This is a genomic window from Domibacillus indicus (assembly GCF_023715895.1).
Taxonomy (GTDB): Bacteria; Bacillota; Bacilli; order Bacillales; family Domibacillaceae; genus Domibacillus; species Domibacillus indicus_A.
On record NZ_JAMBOO010000012.1, the window covers coordinates 86,064 to 101,706 of the forward strand.

The 15,643-nt window shown below is 39.2% G+C and carries 19 protein-coding genes, 1 rRNA gene and 1 pseudogene; 5 read left to right on the top strand and 16 right to left on the bottom strand.

Going from position 1 to position 15,643, the window contains the following annotated elements:
- Positions 1–33: 33 nt before the first annotated feature.
- Both M3221_RS16290 and tnpB (M3221_RS16295) read right to left on the bottom strand, forming a co-directional pair.
- Positions 34–402 carry an HD-GYP domain-containing protein gene (locus M3221_RS16290; protein WP_285880928.1) on the bottom strand — a complete coding sequence of 123 codons (369 nt, stop codon included), beginning with the start codon at positions 400–402 and terminating at the stop codon, positions 34–36.
- 116 nt (positions 403–518) lie between these two features.
- Positions 519–1,733 carry an IS200/IS605 family element RNA-guided endonuclease TnpB gene (gene tnpB, locus M3221_RS16295; protein WP_251272784.1) on the bottom strand — a complete coding sequence of 405 codons (1,215 nt, stop codon included), beginning with the start codon at positions 1,731–1,733 and terminating at the stop codon, positions 519–521.
- Between the two features lie 734 nt (positions 1,734–2,467).
- On the opposite strand from tnpB (M3221_RS16295), the gene M3221_RS16300 reads away from it, so the two are divergent.
- The gene (locus tag M3221_RS16300; RefSeq protein WP_242237686.1) at positions 2,468–2,593 is read left to right on the top strand and encodes a YjcZ family sporulation protein; all 126 of its coding nucleotides are present in this window, start codon (positions 2,468–2,470) and stop codon (positions 2,591–2,593) included.
- 1,100 nt (positions 2,594–3,693) lie between these two features.
- Here M3221_RS16300 and M3221_RS16305 read toward each other — a convergent pair.
- Positions 3,694–3,987, bottom strand: coding sequence for a hypothetical protein (locus M3221_RS16305; RefSeq protein WP_251272785.1), 294 nt, complete (start codon positions 3,985–3,987; stop codon positions 3,694–3,696).
- Positions 3,966–4,286, bottom strand: coding sequence for an IDEAL domain-containing protein (locus M3221_RS16310; protein ID WP_251272786.1), 321 nt, complete (start codon positions 4,284–4,286; stop codon positions 3,966–3,968). Before M3221_RS16310 ends, M3221_RS16305 begins: the two co-directional genes overlap by 22 nt.
- A gap of 573 nt (positions 4,287–4,859) precedes the next feature.
- On the opposite strand from M3221_RS16310, the gene M3221_RS16315 reads away from it, so the two are divergent.
- Complete coding sequence (locus M3221_RS16315; RefSeq protein WP_251272787.1) at positions 4,860–5,222, top strand: hypothetical protein; 363 nt, start codon at positions 4,860–4,862, stop codon at positions 5,220–5,222.
- 280 nt (positions 5,223–5,502) lie between these two features.
- Here the strand turns inward: M3221_RS16315 and M3221_RS16320 are convergent, their stop codons facing one another.
- From M3221_RS16320 to M3221_RS26850, 8 genes and pseudogenes are all read right to left on the bottom strand, one after another.
- Positions 5,503–5,670, bottom strand: a complete 168-nt coding sequence (locus M3221_RS16320; RefSeq protein ID WP_251272788.1) for a LexA family protein — start codon at positions 5,668–5,670, stop codon at positions 5,503–5,505.
- A 512-nt stretch (positions 5,671–6,182) separates the two neighbouring features.
- Positions 6,183–6,563 carry a YmaF family protein gene (locus tag M3221_RS16325; RefSeq protein WP_251272804.1) on the bottom strand — a complete coding sequence of 127 codons (381 nt, stop codon included), beginning with the start codon at positions 6,561–6,563 and terminating at the stop codon, positions 6,183–6,185.
- Positions 6,564–6,850: 287 nt separating this feature from the next.
- Positions 6,851–7,243, bottom strand: coding sequence for a DUF1259 domain-containing protein (locus M3221_RS16330; RefSeq protein ID WP_251272789.1), 393 nt, complete (start codon positions 7,241–7,243; stop codon positions 6,851–6,853).
- A 168-nt stretch (positions 7,244–7,411) separates the two neighbouring features.
- Entirely contained in the window at positions 7,412–7,657 is a 246-nt protein-coding gene (locus tag M3221_RS16335) for a hypothetical protein (protein ID WP_251272790.1), read from the bottom strand.
- 194 nt (positions 7,658–7,851) lie between these two features.
- Positions 7,852–8,988 (bottom strand): annotated as a pseudogene (gene tnpB, locus M3221_RS16340) (IS200/IS605 family element RNA-guided endonuclease TnpB).
- Between the two features lie 354 nt (positions 8,989–9,342).
- A complete protein-coding gene (locus M3221_RS16345; RefSeq protein WP_251272791.1) occupies positions 9,343–9,483 on the bottom strand; it encodes a hypothetical protein in 141 nt (46 codons plus the stop codon).
- A gap of 158 nt (positions 9,484–9,641) precedes the next feature.
- The gene (locus M3221_RS16350) at positions 9,642–9,833 is read right to left on the bottom strand and encodes a hypothetical protein (protein ID WP_251272792.1); all 192 of its coding nucleotides are present in this window, start codon (positions 9,831–9,833) and stop codon (positions 9,642–9,644) included.
- Between the two features lie 497 nt (positions 9,834–10,330).
- Complete coding sequence (locus M3221_RS26850; RefSeq protein ID WP_396120294.1) at positions 10,331–10,426, bottom strand: XtrA/YqaO family protein; 96 nt, start codon at positions 10,424–10,426, stop codon at positions 10,331–10,333.
- A 691-nt stretch (positions 10,427–11,117) separates the two neighbouring features.
- Between M3221_RS26850 and M3221_RS16360 the strand changes: the two genes are divergently transcribed.
- Positions 11,118–12,311, top strand: a complete 1,194-nt coding sequence (locus M3221_RS16360) for a hypothetical protein (RefSeq protein WP_251272793.1) — start codon at positions 11,118–11,120, stop codon at positions 12,309–12,311.
- Positions 12,312–12,639: 328 nt separating this feature from the next.
- Here M3221_RS16360 and M3221_RS16365 read toward each other — a convergent pair whose 3' ends face one another.
- Positions 12,640–12,885, bottom strand: a complete 246-nt coding sequence (locus M3221_RS16365) for a hypothetical protein (protein ID WP_242237701.1) — start codon at positions 12,883–12,885, stop codon at positions 12,640–12,642.
- Between the two features lie 203 nt (positions 12,886–13,088).
- Here M3221_RS16365 and M3221_RS16370 point away from each other — a divergent pair, with 203 nt between their 5' ends.
- Positions 13,089–13,289: a hypothetical protein gene (locus tag M3221_RS16370; RefSeq protein WP_251272794.1), complete on the top strand. Its 201-nt coding sequence runs from the start codon at positions 13,089–13,091 to the stop codon at positions 13,287–13,289.
- A gap of 45 nt (positions 13,290–13,334) precedes the next feature.
- The gene (locus M3221_RS16375) at positions 13,335–13,577 is read left to right on the top strand and encodes a hypothetical protein (RefSeq protein WP_251272795.1); all 243 of its coding nucleotides are present in this window, start codon (positions 13,335–13,337) and stop codon (positions 13,575–13,577) included.
- A 103-nt stretch (positions 13,578–13,680) separates the two neighbouring features.
- Here M3221_RS16375 and M3221_RS16380 read toward each other — a convergent pair whose 3' ends face one another.
- From M3221_RS16380 to rrf, 3 genes are all read right to left on the bottom strand, one after another.
- Positions 13,681–13,875: a hypothetical protein gene (locus M3221_RS16380; protein WP_251272796.1), complete on the bottom strand. Its 195-nt coding sequence runs from the start codon at positions 13,873–13,875 to the stop codon at positions 13,681–13,683.
- A 305-nt stretch (positions 13,876–14,180) separates the two neighbouring features.
- Complete coding sequence (locus M3221_RS16385) at positions 14,181–15,098, bottom strand: LCP family glycopolymer transferase (protein ID WP_251272797.1); 918 nt, start codon at positions 15,096–15,098, stop codon at positions 14,181–14,183.
- Between the two features lie 418 nt (positions 15,099–15,516).
- A 5S ribosomal RNA gene (gene rrf, locus M3221_RS16390) occupies positions 15,517–15,632 on the bottom strand.
- Positions 15,633–15,643 lie beyond the last annotated feature (11 nt).

Below are 15,643 nucleotides of genomic sequence, written 5' to 3' on the forward strand. Positions count from 1 at the left end.
AAAAAGCCGTATCAGCATTCTAACTGATGCGGCTTAAATTATAAACTTATTGGAAAAACTGGGCTGTTTCTTCTCAAATATCCCCATTCTCTCTCTTTCCAAAATGGCTAGAAACGCTTTTGCAGTTTGAGGATCGAACTGACTCCCTATATTCTTTTCAATCTCACCCATTGTATAGTTTAAATCCATGATTGGTTTGTAGACCCGCTTTGTTGTCATGGTATCAAAAGAATCAGCGACAGCCAAAATACGCGCTGCCAGGGGGATCTCTTCTTTTTTCAAACCGTGGGGATACCCATTTCCATCGTATCGCTCATGATGATACAACACCATGTCGAGAACACCGTTTCTTTTGAAATCGGAAATATGCTTTAATGTTTCGTATCCTATTGTTGGGTGCAGTTTATTGAACTACCGCCCACTTACCTGACGGTTGAAGTGGGGGATTCCTGGGCAAGAGGATCTTCGACCCCCAGTAATCAGGCTAACCCCGTATTCCAACGGTTTTATGACCAAACTTAAATAGACTGAAGTGAAAGAAGCCGAAGAGCTTCTTTTTTAATATTCAGGCTTGCATTCAGGTCCCGGTCGTGACGTGCGCCGCAGGATGGACATTCCCACACTCGGACAGCGAGATTTTTTACATCCTTATGCTGGTGGCCGCACCTTGAGCAGAGCTGGCTTGATGGGAAGAACGGATCGACGTTTATGATCGTCCGTCCGTACCACTTCGCTTTGTAAGCGAGCATTTCGTTGAACCTCGACCATGATGCATCGTGAATCCCCTTGCTTAGTTTTTTGTTTTGGACGAGATTCTTCACCGACAAATTCTCCACCGCGATCACTTGGTTTTCATGAACGAGCCTGGTCGTCAGCTTGTGAAGAAAATCTTCTCTTGTGTGTTTGATTTTTTCGTGCAGTTTAGCAATCTGGGCTTTATTTTTTTTCCACGATTTCGACCCTTCTTTTTTACGTGCAAACGCACGCTGAAGAAAGGCTAATCGCTTTTCGTATTTTTGATAGTATTTCGGGTTGGCAATGGATTCACCGTTGGAGAGCACGGCAAATTCTTTTAATCCCAGATCAATGCCAACGGCATCGTTGGTGCTTGGTTTGTACGGGGAATAAGGCATCTCGCAAATGACCGAAATAGAATACCGGCCGGTACTGCTTCGGCGCACGGTGACACGCTTAATGTCACCTTCAATGTTTCGGGACTTTGAAAAACGAATCCAGCCGAGTTTCGGCAGCTGAACGCGATTGTCCACGATTTTAATATTGTGATTTGTCATTTTGGTTGTGTAGCTTTGGACCGGTTTTTTCTTGCTTTTGAATGTCGGATGGCCCTTAAAGTCATACGCCGTTGGCGTATAGCCTTCTGCACATTTTTTAGCGGCTCGTTTTTTTAATTCTTTTTTCGGCTGTTCCTTATATTTTTTGAATCCTTCGTACTGATATTCGATGCTTGCCTGAAGAGCAATACTGTCAGAACCAGACAACCATTTGAACGTTTCTTTTAGCCCAGGGAGGAGCTTTTTAGCAGCTGTTTCTGTATACCGTTTTTTTGTTTTTTCGAAACTCTTGATGTTTTCATTTAATATATAATTGTAGACAAACCGGCAGCAGCCGATCGTTTGGTTAATCAGTTGTTTTTGCTCATCACTTGGATGGATTTTAAACCGAAAGGCTTTAAAATGAAGGTTCTGTTTTTCATCTTTTTTGGTTTTTATCATCTTCCTCACCCCCTGAACGTTTGTTCTGTACCTAATTATACCATTTTAGCAATAGAGCGTTCAAGGAAAAAGGATGACTGAAAGAGCAACGATTCATCCCCCACTTAGCAAGCTTGAAGTGGGGGTGTTCTCGCCAAAGATGATAAAGTACAATAACAATCTGGCACAGAAGAATTTGAGCCAGATTTATTTCGGGTAGTTCTATGAATATTATGAGGACATCTTAAACGTTGTTTTTATTTGTTGTCTCCGTTATGCACCTGCCTTTCGAAGGAAGCCAAACCTATAGAGGCTGCACTACATTCAAAGTAAAATGCTCTATCAGAATCTTTAATTTAGGTGGAGAGGTCTGAGGATCATATTTGTCAGTCTTTATTTTTTCATCATTAACGGACTGATAGTGTAATAAGAGGTTATTTCAAAGAGGTTGTGTCTCACCATACATTAAATGCTTTCTTGATTTTTTTATATATTTGAATTTTGCACATTGTTAAATTTGTTAAAATAACTATCTCATTTATCCTGTAATAAATTCATCTTCATACTTTTCTTAAAAAACATGGTTTTATTTTGTATAACAAGAGAAGGTCTATTCTGGCAAGTCTTTATATCCTGTCGAATTCGTATTATCACCTTTTGCTTTCTTAAAAATAAAACTTTTTGTTATACTATGGTCATTTATACAGGCTTCCCTTAAACTCCCCCATACTATGTAAAAGTGGGAGGTGATAATCGTGAGCTGTGAAAACAATGGTGGGTACGGATCTGGCTTTGCACTAATTGTTGTTTTGTTTATTCTTTTAATCATTATCGGTGTCTCTTATGTTGGAGGCGAATATGGTGGTGGCGGATACTGCTAAGTGTCCAACACTGGCCTGTAAAACATTTCAAGTTAGTCGAGCTTTTCAGCTGTTCCCCCGCTTCCTTCTTTAGCTCCCTATTTGATATATAGTTGACTGTATTAAATAATACAGTCTTTTTTTGTTCAAATTTTTTTATAGATAGTGATAAGTCGGTTCATTCTTATGAGAGCCTTAACTCACTGCCTTTCCTTCAGTCAGATCCCTCGCCAGGCTGCTTTTATGAAAATCCCCACCACTTCTTTGCTTCATGCAGCCAGATGTCAGCTAAGGATAACCATTAATCATTTCTTACTCAGCAAGCCCTTGTTTAAGGTCACGCTCATATTGCTGCTTATTGGGTCTCGTCAGGCATAGGGCATTTCTTTTTATTCACTGTTCTTCGAAAAGCGACAAGCATAATCCTGGTCTGCTTTTTTCACTTAAACCAGCCTTTTTGATTCAAACTTTCCTTTACAATAAGCTTGTATCTCTTTTGGTGTTCATTGCTGTTTAGCGACTGCTCCGCAACATGGCTATTGTTGTTTACCTCTCCCCAAGTCTAATCACGGTTTTCCTCCTCAAAACACGCTATTTTAGTTCTCATTTCCCACATATAAAATCGTTTATTTTTCACTAAACTGGGTATTTTAATTATGATAAAATCACAATATTTATTTTGTGGAGGTTTTCTTTATATGTCTTCAAACGAATTAACTTTATGGATATTTCTAACAATTTTGGAGCTTATTCTTATTTATCCAATCATTTTGAGGCTAATAAAATCTGAAAGGTTTTCAACACTTCAATATAAACAGTCACAAAACATTAACCCTAAACCTAAAGAGAAAGATACATACTTTAATTAAAGCGCTTCTGGCGCTTTTTTCATTTTTATAGAACCCTCCTGAACTTATCCAACATACTTGGCATGTAAAAACGCTGATTTTCCCATTTGATAACCCATAAAGCTATACAGCCAGACCTACGTGGGGTGTTCTTTACCGCCAGCACATCCACTTTTGCTTTTTTTCATTATTAAAGGATAATTGATAATTAGTACGATCAAGCAATCCCCCTGTGGTACATGCTTGATAGTCCAGGAGCATTGCTTCTGGGTTTTATTGAATTCCCCACCGTTTCTTCTTCGCATCCAGCACTCCCTGTGTTAAATCCTCATACCTCGCTAAAATATGCTCATCGTTTAATCCTTTTGCAACAAACTTTTCGTACTGGATTTTACTCAAGTTCCCTTTTGAATTGACCGGGCGTTTCCCTCTTGAAGAAAACCTGTTACCTACCCGTTTATCAGCTTCTCTTACATATGCCGGGCGTTTCGCTTCAAATTTCCTGCAATATGCTTCCACTTCTTCTGGGGTCCATTGTTGTTTAATTACTGCTCTACGGTATGCCATTTCTGCTTTTCCCCCGTCAGTTCTTTGAACCACTCTTTGTCACCTGTTTTTAAAGCTAGGTCAATCAATGTTGATTTATCTTGGTGCTTGTCCCAAAAATCACCGATCGGTTCCAGCTGCTCTTCTGTGAAGATGCCTGGTGATGGTTTTTTTAACATGTATTTATTGTCCTTAATCCAAATCACTTTTGTTAACTCAACTCGTTTACTGTGCCAGCTAAAATTAATGATGTTGCTTACATATCCAACGGCTGTCATATCACCAATTTTGACTGCTTTCCAATCTCCAATGTTTAACAAAGCTTTCACCTCCAGTTTTCTTACTTTCTTTATTTCTCTTTTTATCTGAATTTATTCATTCTAAGACACAAACATATGATAATATCTTCTTAAGCTGGTGCTGATTTATGTTCACAAACCCACATATAACGCTCGCAGTGAATTCTCGCTTCCAAATTTCGAACTACAAAACATACATATCCTTAACTGGTCACACCATCGTGATTTGTTGCCAGAAGTGTCTGGATTAAAGTGGACCAGCAAGCCTGACTCTTTGGAATACAAAACTTACAGATGGGATAAGAAGAGGGGCATCCCTCTCCAACTAGCCCAATAGCGCTGTCTTGCCTGTCTTTCACTTCCCGTAGCACTCCTTCTCCCAATTCGGCAGCTGATTTTCCTTCTTACCCTTGCTTGTATATTTGTATATATGTTAACTCTCCATTTTATACACCTTTACATGCAGCTTTTAGACGTCTTGTTAGGTAACAAACTCCTTTCTAATAACTAATTTTTATTTAATTCGGTAATAGGCTTCTATTTAATTTTAAATTTTGTATAATTGGCTTAATCTTAAGAAAAAGGATTGGAATAATGATACAAGCATTTTGGACAATATACTTAGGGATTTTAGGTGTTTCTTCCATTGGATTTCTTGTTGGGGGCAAATATAAAACTATTCCTGCTAAATTAGACTTTGTAATTTCCATCATTACGTGGATTGGCTTATTTGGGTACGTCACTGATAATCAATTCCTTACTCCGCTTCTATGGAAAATTGTATTTGTAGTTGGCTTGCTTTGGGATGTCATTTTCAGCTTTAACAGTAAATATTACAGCGGTGATAGAACGCTTGATGAAATTTCCCAACCTTTTAGAAGCATTTTTATCGTAGTTATCCTTATTGTGACAATTGGTCCTTTGTATTATGGATTGTTCCATTATGCATTTAAATAAATTAAAGATCTTATTTAAAAGGAGACATCAACGACGTCTCCTTTTTTGTTTGGATTACTTAAATTATTTAATTGCCTGATATATTACGCATGATCTATTTATGTGTCCGCTGTCGCTCTATAAGAGCCTTTTTAGGACTTGTACCTAAAGTGTTTAGACAATGTTTTTATATATTTTTTCACAAAAAAAACCCTAGTTTTTACCGGGGCTTTTTTTATCATACGATTACTCCTTCTCTAACCACTTGTAATGTACGTGGCTTTCCTTCCTGCCAAGTAGGTTAGCCTTTAATTCGCAGGCTGTACAAATGACCTTGCACGGTAGAGGTTGATTTCAAATTAACCCCTTCCCCAATCTCACGAACAGATGGAAGATAATGGTTTGCTTCAATAAAGCTGCTTACGTATTCAAAAATAGTTTTTTGACGAGCGGATAGTGGTTTACGCATAACCTATACCCTGCTTTTGTCTAGGCTTAGCAGCTGCCAAAATGTTTTCTCGTTTAAACGTCCGCAATCTGCCCTGTTTTAGGCAGTACGCCCGAATATAATCCTTTGCGATCTTTCTCACAATAATATTACAATCAGTAATCTCTAGGTTTTCTGCCATGTACATGATTAAAACAGGCTGATTTGTTTTGAATGACGTTTTAAACAATCCTTCCATTTTAACTGCTTCATTCGTTAATCTAATTATACAGAACATACGTTTTATTCCCGAACAAAAAACAAACGTGCTTTCGTATTTTTATTTACGCCCAATTAATACATGTAGTGAAGCAGGAATGAAAACAAAGGAACCCCCGAGAATTACCTCGAGGGAGTGGAAAAGACAAGAAAAAATAGGCTTTTGTTCTGTCACTAATTTAATTTCTCCTAAATAAGTGTAAATCGAAACACTTTTCGTATTCATTTATTCTTTATGAAAGGCTATCGGGCTATCCGACAGCCTTTTTTAAGTTTTAAACGCTAGTATTGCCACTATACCTGTGAGAATGAGGATAAGAACCATTAACAGTTGTTACTCCTCGGAAAGTATGATAATGTCTGCCATCAGGCAAGGGAATAGCTGGACCAGTTACCCCTCGGATTTCATGTTCATGCCCATCATCAAATGAAGTCACTGTCATATATCGATGAGTATGAGGGACGCCAGTAGGAGCTGGTGCCGTTATTCCAGCATATTGATGACGATGTCCAGCATCAAAAGAGGTTAATCCTGAAAAATGATGGGTATGAACAGGCTGCCCATTCCATGTTGTAATATACAAATGATGAGAATGATGAGAATCTGAATTTGGATCGTCTGAATCAATGATCAATCCAGTTACCGGTATCTCCATATATGTTTTTACCACCTTTCCTATCGCTTTTTCCATGTTATGAACGCAAAGTTTATAAATTCCTGTATCTTAAGATAAATGAGAAGAAGCAGGTGATTTTTCATACTAATACGCGGTAAAAAGGTATACTGCATAGGTGGTATTTCCAGTTCCCTTCAAAATTTTTGTTCATAAAGGAACTTAAATATAGGGTTTTGAGCAGCTTTGATTTATGTATATTTTGTTCCTTAGTAAATGGAGCAGCTAGAAGAAGTTGCCCTCTTTAAAAGAGGGCGCATATTGCAGGTTTATTTCAATAAGCCTGCTTCTCTTGCCGCGTCATAACTATCTTCAGCAAATGCAACAGGATCGCCAACATCTTCCCAGTGCATATACATTAAGCGTGGATTGTCAAAAAGCCAGTGGTTGTGAACCGCTGTGATAGTAATCCCTCTACGTCGTAACGCAGTCATAAATCGGTTAATTTCTGATTGAAGGATGACGGTTTCTCCTAGATTAAGAGTCTTTCCACCAATGTTATTTTCGAATGATAGGGCAAATGGAAGTGCCAGAGGAGAGCGGGTGCGGCGTCCTAAAATGGTTGCATCTATATTTCGAAGACTTTGTACCACACAGACGGGAGTTGAAGTGATAACCTGGCCTCCAATTATATCAGCGAGCCGTTGACAAGGTAATGACATGATTGTTCCTCCTTTCTACTTATTTGTTATAGTGTATGTAAGAAGTAATAGATTTGTATAGGTTTATGTAGAAAGATAAAAATTAAGAGAATACTAGTTTCCTGATTTTAGCCGGAAGCAATCAAAAGCAGCTGCCTTTTTCATTTCCTTGTTTTGATGGTTCACGTGTCATTTATCTAGCAAAGGTAAATGAGGCTGGAACCGATCATGAACCAGAATGATTCCCCACATACCCTGCTCAATTCCCCAGCGGATGTTGCCGGAGAGGTGAAAGGTGTTGGCTCGTCTTCGTTCAGAATGATCGTCGCCGTTTTCCACCCACATAACTTTTTGAGCACAGATGATCGCAGTGTATTGAATAACGATTTGATCCCAAATGAAATCAAGCGGATCTGCCTGGCACACTTCATCCATGATTTTCAAAAACTCTTCTGGAAGATGCTTGGCTTGAATTACCCCCAGTTACTCACTACGTTCTTTGAACATGGGGGATTCCTAAGTATAGGAACCTATCGGCCCCTAATTCATTAGGCTACACCCGTCACTCCGACGGTTGGCAGTACGAACGACTTTGCAGCAAGTCTCCTGCAGAAAATCAAATTGTGTGACTAAACCATGGATAAATCATGGATATTCCGGGAAGCATTGATGTCCGCGTTTTCGGAATGACCGCAGGAGATACAAGTAAATACCGCTTGTGTTCGACGGTTTTCTTTCGCTGTATGTCCACATGAGTGGCACTTTTGGGAAGTGTAACGAGGATCAACCGCGATCACCTTCTTGCCGTACCACTTCGCTTTGTATTCCAGCATCGCGCGGAATTCCGACCAGGAAACTTCGCTGATTGCTTTGGATAATGTACGGTTATTCAGCATATTTGACACTTTCAGGTCCTCAATACCGATAACATCGTGGTTTTTGATGATCTCGGTCGTGATTTTCTGCAGGTAATCAGTCCGTGCGTTCGCAATCTGTTCATGAATACGTGCCACTTTGATACGCTGCTTTTGCACATTTTTCGCTTCTGATACCGGTCTTTTTTGCTGAATGGCTAGGCGCTGGCTGCGGGAAAGAATGCGTTGTGCTTTGGCGAGCTTCTCTTCTAACGCTCTAAAAAAGTTTGGATTTTTGTACACTTTCCCATTCGAGAGAATGGCAAAGTCTTTTAAGCCGACATCAATCCCAACAGTAGAATCTGTTTTGGGCAGGTCTTGCACGTCTGTTTCAACAAGCAAGGAAACGAAGTATTTGCCCGAAGGGTTTTTCCGTATCGTTGCGTTTAAAATGCGTCCTTGCACGTCACGGCTGTTCGCAAAACGAACCCACCCCAGCCTAGGCAGTTCCATACGATTGCCCAAAATGCTTACCTCCGGAAGCTGATTCTTTTTTTCAATATTTGTCGTGTAGGACTGCACTTTATTCTTCTTACTCTTAAATCGCGGAGCCTTGTTTTGCTTCTTGAGGAAACGGTCAAATGAGTCTGCAAGATGTTTCAAGGATGACTGCAGGGAATGTGAATCAACTTCTTGCAGTCAACTTAGTTCTTTCTTGAGTTTTGTAAGCTGGGCTGAACAGGCACTGTACGATAAGTCTTTTCCAGTTGTTTGATAGTTTTCGTTCCATAAGGAAAGGAAGCGGTTGAACACAAAACGCGAGCAGCCGATGGTTTTCGCAATCAGCACTTCTTGTTCTTTGGTTGGATATAGGCGAAAGCGATAGGCTTTGTTAAAGGGGTACTCTTTCAGTAAAATCTGATAGAAGCCATGTTTCAGAACATTTGAGTTTCGTTTTGGAGGAGCTGCGTGTTTATTCCCTCGATTGCCTTTTCCATTAGAATTACCAACGGGTGCACCCTTTTTCTTGGTTGCAACCTTTTCGCTTTTAGTTGCATTCTTTTTCGTTAGATCTCTGGACCAACCTTCACGGCTTTGTTTTAGATCATGCTTTTCCGCTAATGCAGCAAGCGTGATCTTGGTTGTTTCCCATTATGTTTTGATATCATCCCAGTTTGCCACTTCACATCACCACCACCTCCGAGATTATTTTTAAGCAAAGAAAAAAGCATCCCGCAGGATGCCTATAGAAAACGAAATTAAAATTCATGTCATACTCATAATTTTTAATTTGTCTTTATTCGTAGCCAGCTTTTTGATCAATGCTTCTTTAACTAATGCACTCACACTATCACTTGAGTCTGGATCAATCTCTACTTGTTCGTAAAGTTGACGTCCTTCTGGCATCCCATCACAGTCTAAGGTATAATAACTCACTTTAATTTTTATAAGAACATCTCCTTTCCCCTTATATTCGACAAAAGAAGCTAATTTTCCTCTTCAACATTACTTTGCGTACTTGAACATAAAAATAGCATCCCGTAGGATGCTTGAATTCTGCTATATTAATATTCCTTCACTCTTACATAATCGACATTCTCCATATTTGCTTGGATAAGCGCGTCGTCTTTATCAACAAACGTGTAAACTTCTCCATCTTTTATGGACCTTAATGCATTTTCTGGCGAATCGGCCTTTACTTCTTGAACAAGTTCTTTTCCAGATGAAAAAACAAAAGTCAGTCTATAGGTTTTCATTCTCTACCTCCTTTGCCTTACCATACCACAAAAGAAGTTAAATAACTTTATTCATATAAACGAAATACAGCAAGAGCGTCCCCTGCCGATTAAACAGTTTTACTATCTTTGCCATGTTATACCTAGTTTCTGTCTCATTTCTGCTTAATCCAACCTTCCACCCGTTTGTAGGCGGGTCTATTTGTAGCCATCAGCTCACGAATGTCTCAATCTGTTTACTTTTCCTCTTTCGGTTTTTGGTTTCCCCCCATTCTCTCACCGTCTATGTTTTTTCTCTGTTTAAGCCATAATTTCTACATAAAGAAAAACACTCACCAGCACCAGTGAGCGCTTCCTTCTTTGTAGGATATTTGCAAGCATGAAAATTACAAACTAAAAATTAATTCAGTAAGTAAGTGTGAACTCTGCTGCTACAGAAGAAGAACCGAATGTATTCTTGATTCTATATTCTCCCGCTGTTATTAACGTTCTAAATCTAGCAAACGAACTATTTACTTTCAGGGTTTCGCCTGGTGCGTGACGATCTTGTATTCCCCATGTGGAGGCAGCTCTCTGACCTTTACCTTCCCATCACAGATCACACAACCACACATACTTTCGGTATTTCCATTATATCCAATTCCAGCTTCATTGTGGAAGGATCAATTTTAATGTCTTTCATAGATGAAAAGCCCTAGTCTGTTAAAATAAAAGTGCGAGTAATATTTCAAGAGCCGTGGACTTGTTCTCGGCTTTTTTGTATAAATTTTTCTTTAATGGTCTATACTAGCATTGTTCGTTCGGAATCCAATTCCCATGAATAAAACCATTCCCCCAGCCAGGTTCCCGCCTGGCTTTTTTGCATTATTAATCAAAACAAAACATATACTTCATACGGGAAGAAGGAAGCAGGTTAGCCCTTCCTTCATCCTGTACATAATGGACACACTGCTGATTATTCCGTTAATTTTAAATCCAACTCCTAAGGATCGAAGTCATTCTCTGCAGTCAGAGCCCCCTCTGGCTGTTTTTTCTGTGTCCGGATCCTGCTTGTGATACAATAATCTGTGACACTATGAAAGAAAGAAGGATATGAAAAGATCAATGAATTTGATCAGCCTTAATCCTTGCTTGTAAGGAGTGCTGCAGCACTCCTTGAGACACCTTGCAAGCTCGGGTATTTCAAGGAAGCTGACCTGTATGAAAAACCGATCCAAAGTGTATACCCGTCACCAGCGGGAAATAATCAACAGCAATATATCAATAACTTTAAAGCTAGATCTTTTTAATTAAACAGGAGTGCACATGAAAAAAATTTTTTGGATTTTTGTGGTACTTTTCATTTCTACAGTCGTTAGTGTTTCTGCATACTTAGCGAATCAATCTGATGAACAGAAGAATCGAATTGTGGTAAATGGGATCGAAAACCTTACTTTTATGAACGAGATTTCCGAAGATCACTACCTTTTATTTTATCCTTCTGACTCAAGAACCTCACAGGAATTTACGCTGGTTAAAGAAGTAGCAAAGACAGGCAAAATTATAAAGGAATATGAGGTTCACGATGATACAATCAGAAGAATAAATGTTCATCAAAAACCAACGAACCTTAACGAGCTTTATATTTCTTTCTTTGGAGAAGCGGTCATTGAAAACTGGTATTATATGTACGACATCCAGAAGCGTTCCTTTAAAAAAGTGGATCTTCCTTATTTTAAATACGACATAGGTGTCGATCATATTATGCACTACGGATCTGATGTGCTGCTGCAAAATCTTGTTTCTCATAAAACCGGAGACCAAAACCTAAATGAAGAAACAGGCAATTTTCAGATGTCTATTACGAATGACACCGAGCAAAAAAGTTATGAAACAGACTACAAACTTGTACCTCTTTGGAGCCCACTTTTAGAATTAGGAAATAAAATTATTTATGCTGGAAACGGAGAGGAAAACAATCTGGGAGCAGCAAAAGGTGCTATTGGCTTGATAGACCGCAAAACTAGTGAAACCGTTTATATGGATTTCGGCCAAAAGTCGTCTCAATTCTATACAGTTTATGGAACGGAGAATCATGCCTATATTATCAGTAATAAAGGAAAAATGTTTGTTCTTAATCAAGATCTAACAGTCAAAGAATACGATACCTTCAAAAGTGTACCTGTACAGGATTCTTATTTTACTGATTCTTCAGGAACTCTTCTTATAGATCAAGATAGAGCTCTTCACTTTGTATATAGTGAACAGAATGGTCCCGTTCTCGGCCTGTTATTACTTAAAGGAGAGCCCACTTTCTCACCAATGGACAAGCCTTACATTCAATCGGATATGAATTATCGTATTTTATATCAAGACACTCAACAGGGTGAAATTTATATGATTGAATCAGATGGAGAAGAAAAAGGAAACCTGCTCGTTATTGATCATAAAACATTTGATTTAGTGTATAAAATTCCGGTTGAATATGATCACTTGCTTGATTTTGTAGTAAAAAAATAATAATCGTTCCAGAAGGATTCCGTTATATCTTTCGATGTTTTCTCAAGACACCCTAAATTAAAAACCCTCAACCTCAAATGGCGGAATTGGCCGCCATTTGAGACAAGGACTAAAATACCTTCAAAGCAGCCAAATGTTCATTATATACGGCAGCCTGCTGCTTAAATTCACCACCCAAAAGCTTTTCAACTTCTTCCGGCTCAATCTCATCCCTTAACAGCTTTACCTGGACTTATCTAATAGGATCAATTGTCGGCACTGTTTTTCAGCGCTCCTGCACTCAATCATTTACACTCACGTATTGGCGGATGCCAGCAATTCTAATCCGTTATTTTTCCTGGATGAATTTCACCACATCATACCCGCACTCGTTACAGACCATTAAATGAGGACAAATCTGATCTTTCGCTGTGTTGGGATAGCCATCACCCATTTTTACCGTCTCTTCATCATTATAATGACCGTACGGGTCTAAAAAATCTGATACCTTGCCTGAATCATCTAATTGAGTATTACATTTTGGACAATTAATTTCTAATACTGCTAATGAGTTACATAAAGGACACATGGCCATAAATATCACCCCTTTTAACTTTCAACTGTAGTATTCATTTTTTTAGCAATACTATGTACCCTGATCAAAGGTGAATCGATTCCGCGTTTTTAACTGGTTCAAATTCAAAAAAAAGTTTAAAGATAAAAAAGCAAATGGAAGGGCCATTCTTCACCCTACCCATTATCTCCGCCGGCAGAACAGCCAAATAAGGAATTTCCCTTATGGCTGACAACGGGGCGGCTTGTTTGGCACTGGCATACACGAACGAAAACGGGACGTTCCCCTTATCTACATATGGCCGCTCAGCATGGAATGTAGAAATTCACACAGAAGACGCCAAAAAGCTCTCACTTATGCCTGGAGAGCTGGTTCGCCTTTTTTTCACCGAGCGGATGGATGGAAGTGTTTGCAAGAATGGGTGACGCTCTACAGCCAGGCCTTGTGTTTGTCCCATTTCATTTTGGCAGATGAAAAAAGAAGCCGCCAATGAATTAACAGCTGGTTTTGTAGATCTATTATCGAAGCAGCAACGTTTAAATAATCAGCGTGTAAAATTGAAAAAATACGCAGAAAACACGAAGTTGCAGCTGATGAATCGCTGGATTTTATTGCAAAACTCACGGCTTATCCGCCCAAGACCTAAAAGATGCCAAAATAAACATTTCGCTAAAACCGTTTATGCCCTATCGTCAAAAAATTTAACTTTGTAAAAGTGATTTCTCTTATTTTATAAAGGGGAATCGCTTTTTTCACTTCCTGGATTTCGCTGCCTGAAGTAACGTTTATGTACAAGCGCTTTCTGCAAAAGGAAGCTTAGATACAGCGAAGAAAACGCCATTTGACTTTTTCAGCGTACGTGTCTCTATCTTCTTTTGTTTTCACATGGAATCCTTCTGTGTACAGCACATTGGTGTTTTCTTCATCCATAATAAAAATCGTACAAGTAATCTGGTCTTTATGCTCAGCTGCATTATCCACTACAATCATTTTATAATTATTTATATTCAATAGCTCTTCACTCCTAGCATGGCTTTTTCCTTTCCACTACTATTACCAATAATGAAAAATAGTATTCAGAATCTAGCCAAAAACAGAATGAAAAGACTTGGTATATCATAGTTTCTTATGTTCTTTCTTGCTCCGCTGAGCCAGAAGTATCTGAAAAGTCACCCTTCTTATTATTTAAAACGTGGCCCGCCCTATAGGGTGGCTATGCTTGTGCACAGTATAAATAAAAAAGCGTTCATCATCATGAATTCTATGTAGTCTCTTTCTTAATTAAAATAAAGAATCAGCTCTTTTAAACTGATTCTTTATTTCAAATTCAAATGTTCTTTAAACTCATTTGATACACGTACCACTTCTTCATCTTCCACCACATAATAGTAAACGCCGCCCATTTTCGTACTAGTACCGTCCATGGTAACGGTTTGGATGTGGTTACGCGCTGATGTGTAATTTTTTTGAATCGCGAGCATGTCGCTGATCGATAAATTCGTTTCAACATTGTCCCCAATCGCCTGCATGACATCTGTTAATTGCAAAATGACTGCCGGGTCACTCCCTTTGTCCAAGATGCCTTCCATTACCTGACGCTGCCGGACCTGTCTGCCGAAGTCACCATCTGGATCTTCCTTGCGCATCCGTATATAGTTCAATGCTTCAGATCCGCTTAATGTAATATGCCCTTCAACAAAATGATCGCCTCCGTAAGAAAAGGCGGAATCATTTTGCACTTCCACACCGCCAACAGCATCTATAAGTTCTTTCATGCCTTCCATATTCATTTCCACATAATAATCGACCGGCATCTCCAGAAAATTTTCCACTGTCTCCACGGCCATTTTCACACCACCGAATGCATAGGCATGGTTGATTTTATCTTTTGTCCCTTTTCCCACAATCTTTACTCGTGTATCCCGTGGAATGCTTAGTATTTTCGCTGTATTATTGTCCCCGTTTACGGACACAAACAGCATGGTATCCGACCGGCCTACATCCCCTTTGCGCTTATCCACACCAAGCAAAAGAACGGTAAACGCTTCTTTTTTCTGTAGTGAGACATCTTCCGTCCGCTTGTTTGAATGCAACACTTCCCCGCCCAATGTATTTTGAAAGGACTGGTAGACCGTAAACGCCAAACCTGCTCCAATCAGGAGTAAGACCAAAAAGAAACCTAATATAAACCGTCCTTTATTTCGCTTTTTTCTTCGCTTGTCTTCTCTTCCCACAGACACGACCCCTTCATGAGATGTGAATTGGGAATAGCTTGCCCTCGAAAAGGATTTTCACAACAATTTTTTTTAAATTACTCCTTTCTTTTTAAAAGAAAAGGGCTAGAGGGTGAACAAAAAGCTATCCAGCATATGAAGATAAGCATAACCGTGATAGTGACAGACGGGCAGTTGAAAAAGTTAAACATTTATATCTAGCCAACCTGCTCCTTATCGGTACAAGTATTTTCCTTTAGACTATCAGGGAACAGACACTTCTACTGAAAACTTTATTTGTCTTTACAGGTCGTTTTCTTCAAATGAAAAGTGGTGATTCTCATTTTTTTAAAGCGAGCTATCTACATAGAAAGCGAAAACCCGCCCACAAAATGATAAAACAAAAAAGACAACCTGATTTCTCAAGTTGTCTTATCTTGCCAGGCGGCGTCCTGCTCTCACAGGGGGAAACCCCCAACTACCATCGGCGCTGAAGAGCTTAACGGCCGTGTTCGGGATGGGAACGGGTGTGACCTCTTCGCTATTGCCACCTGACTATGAAGTTT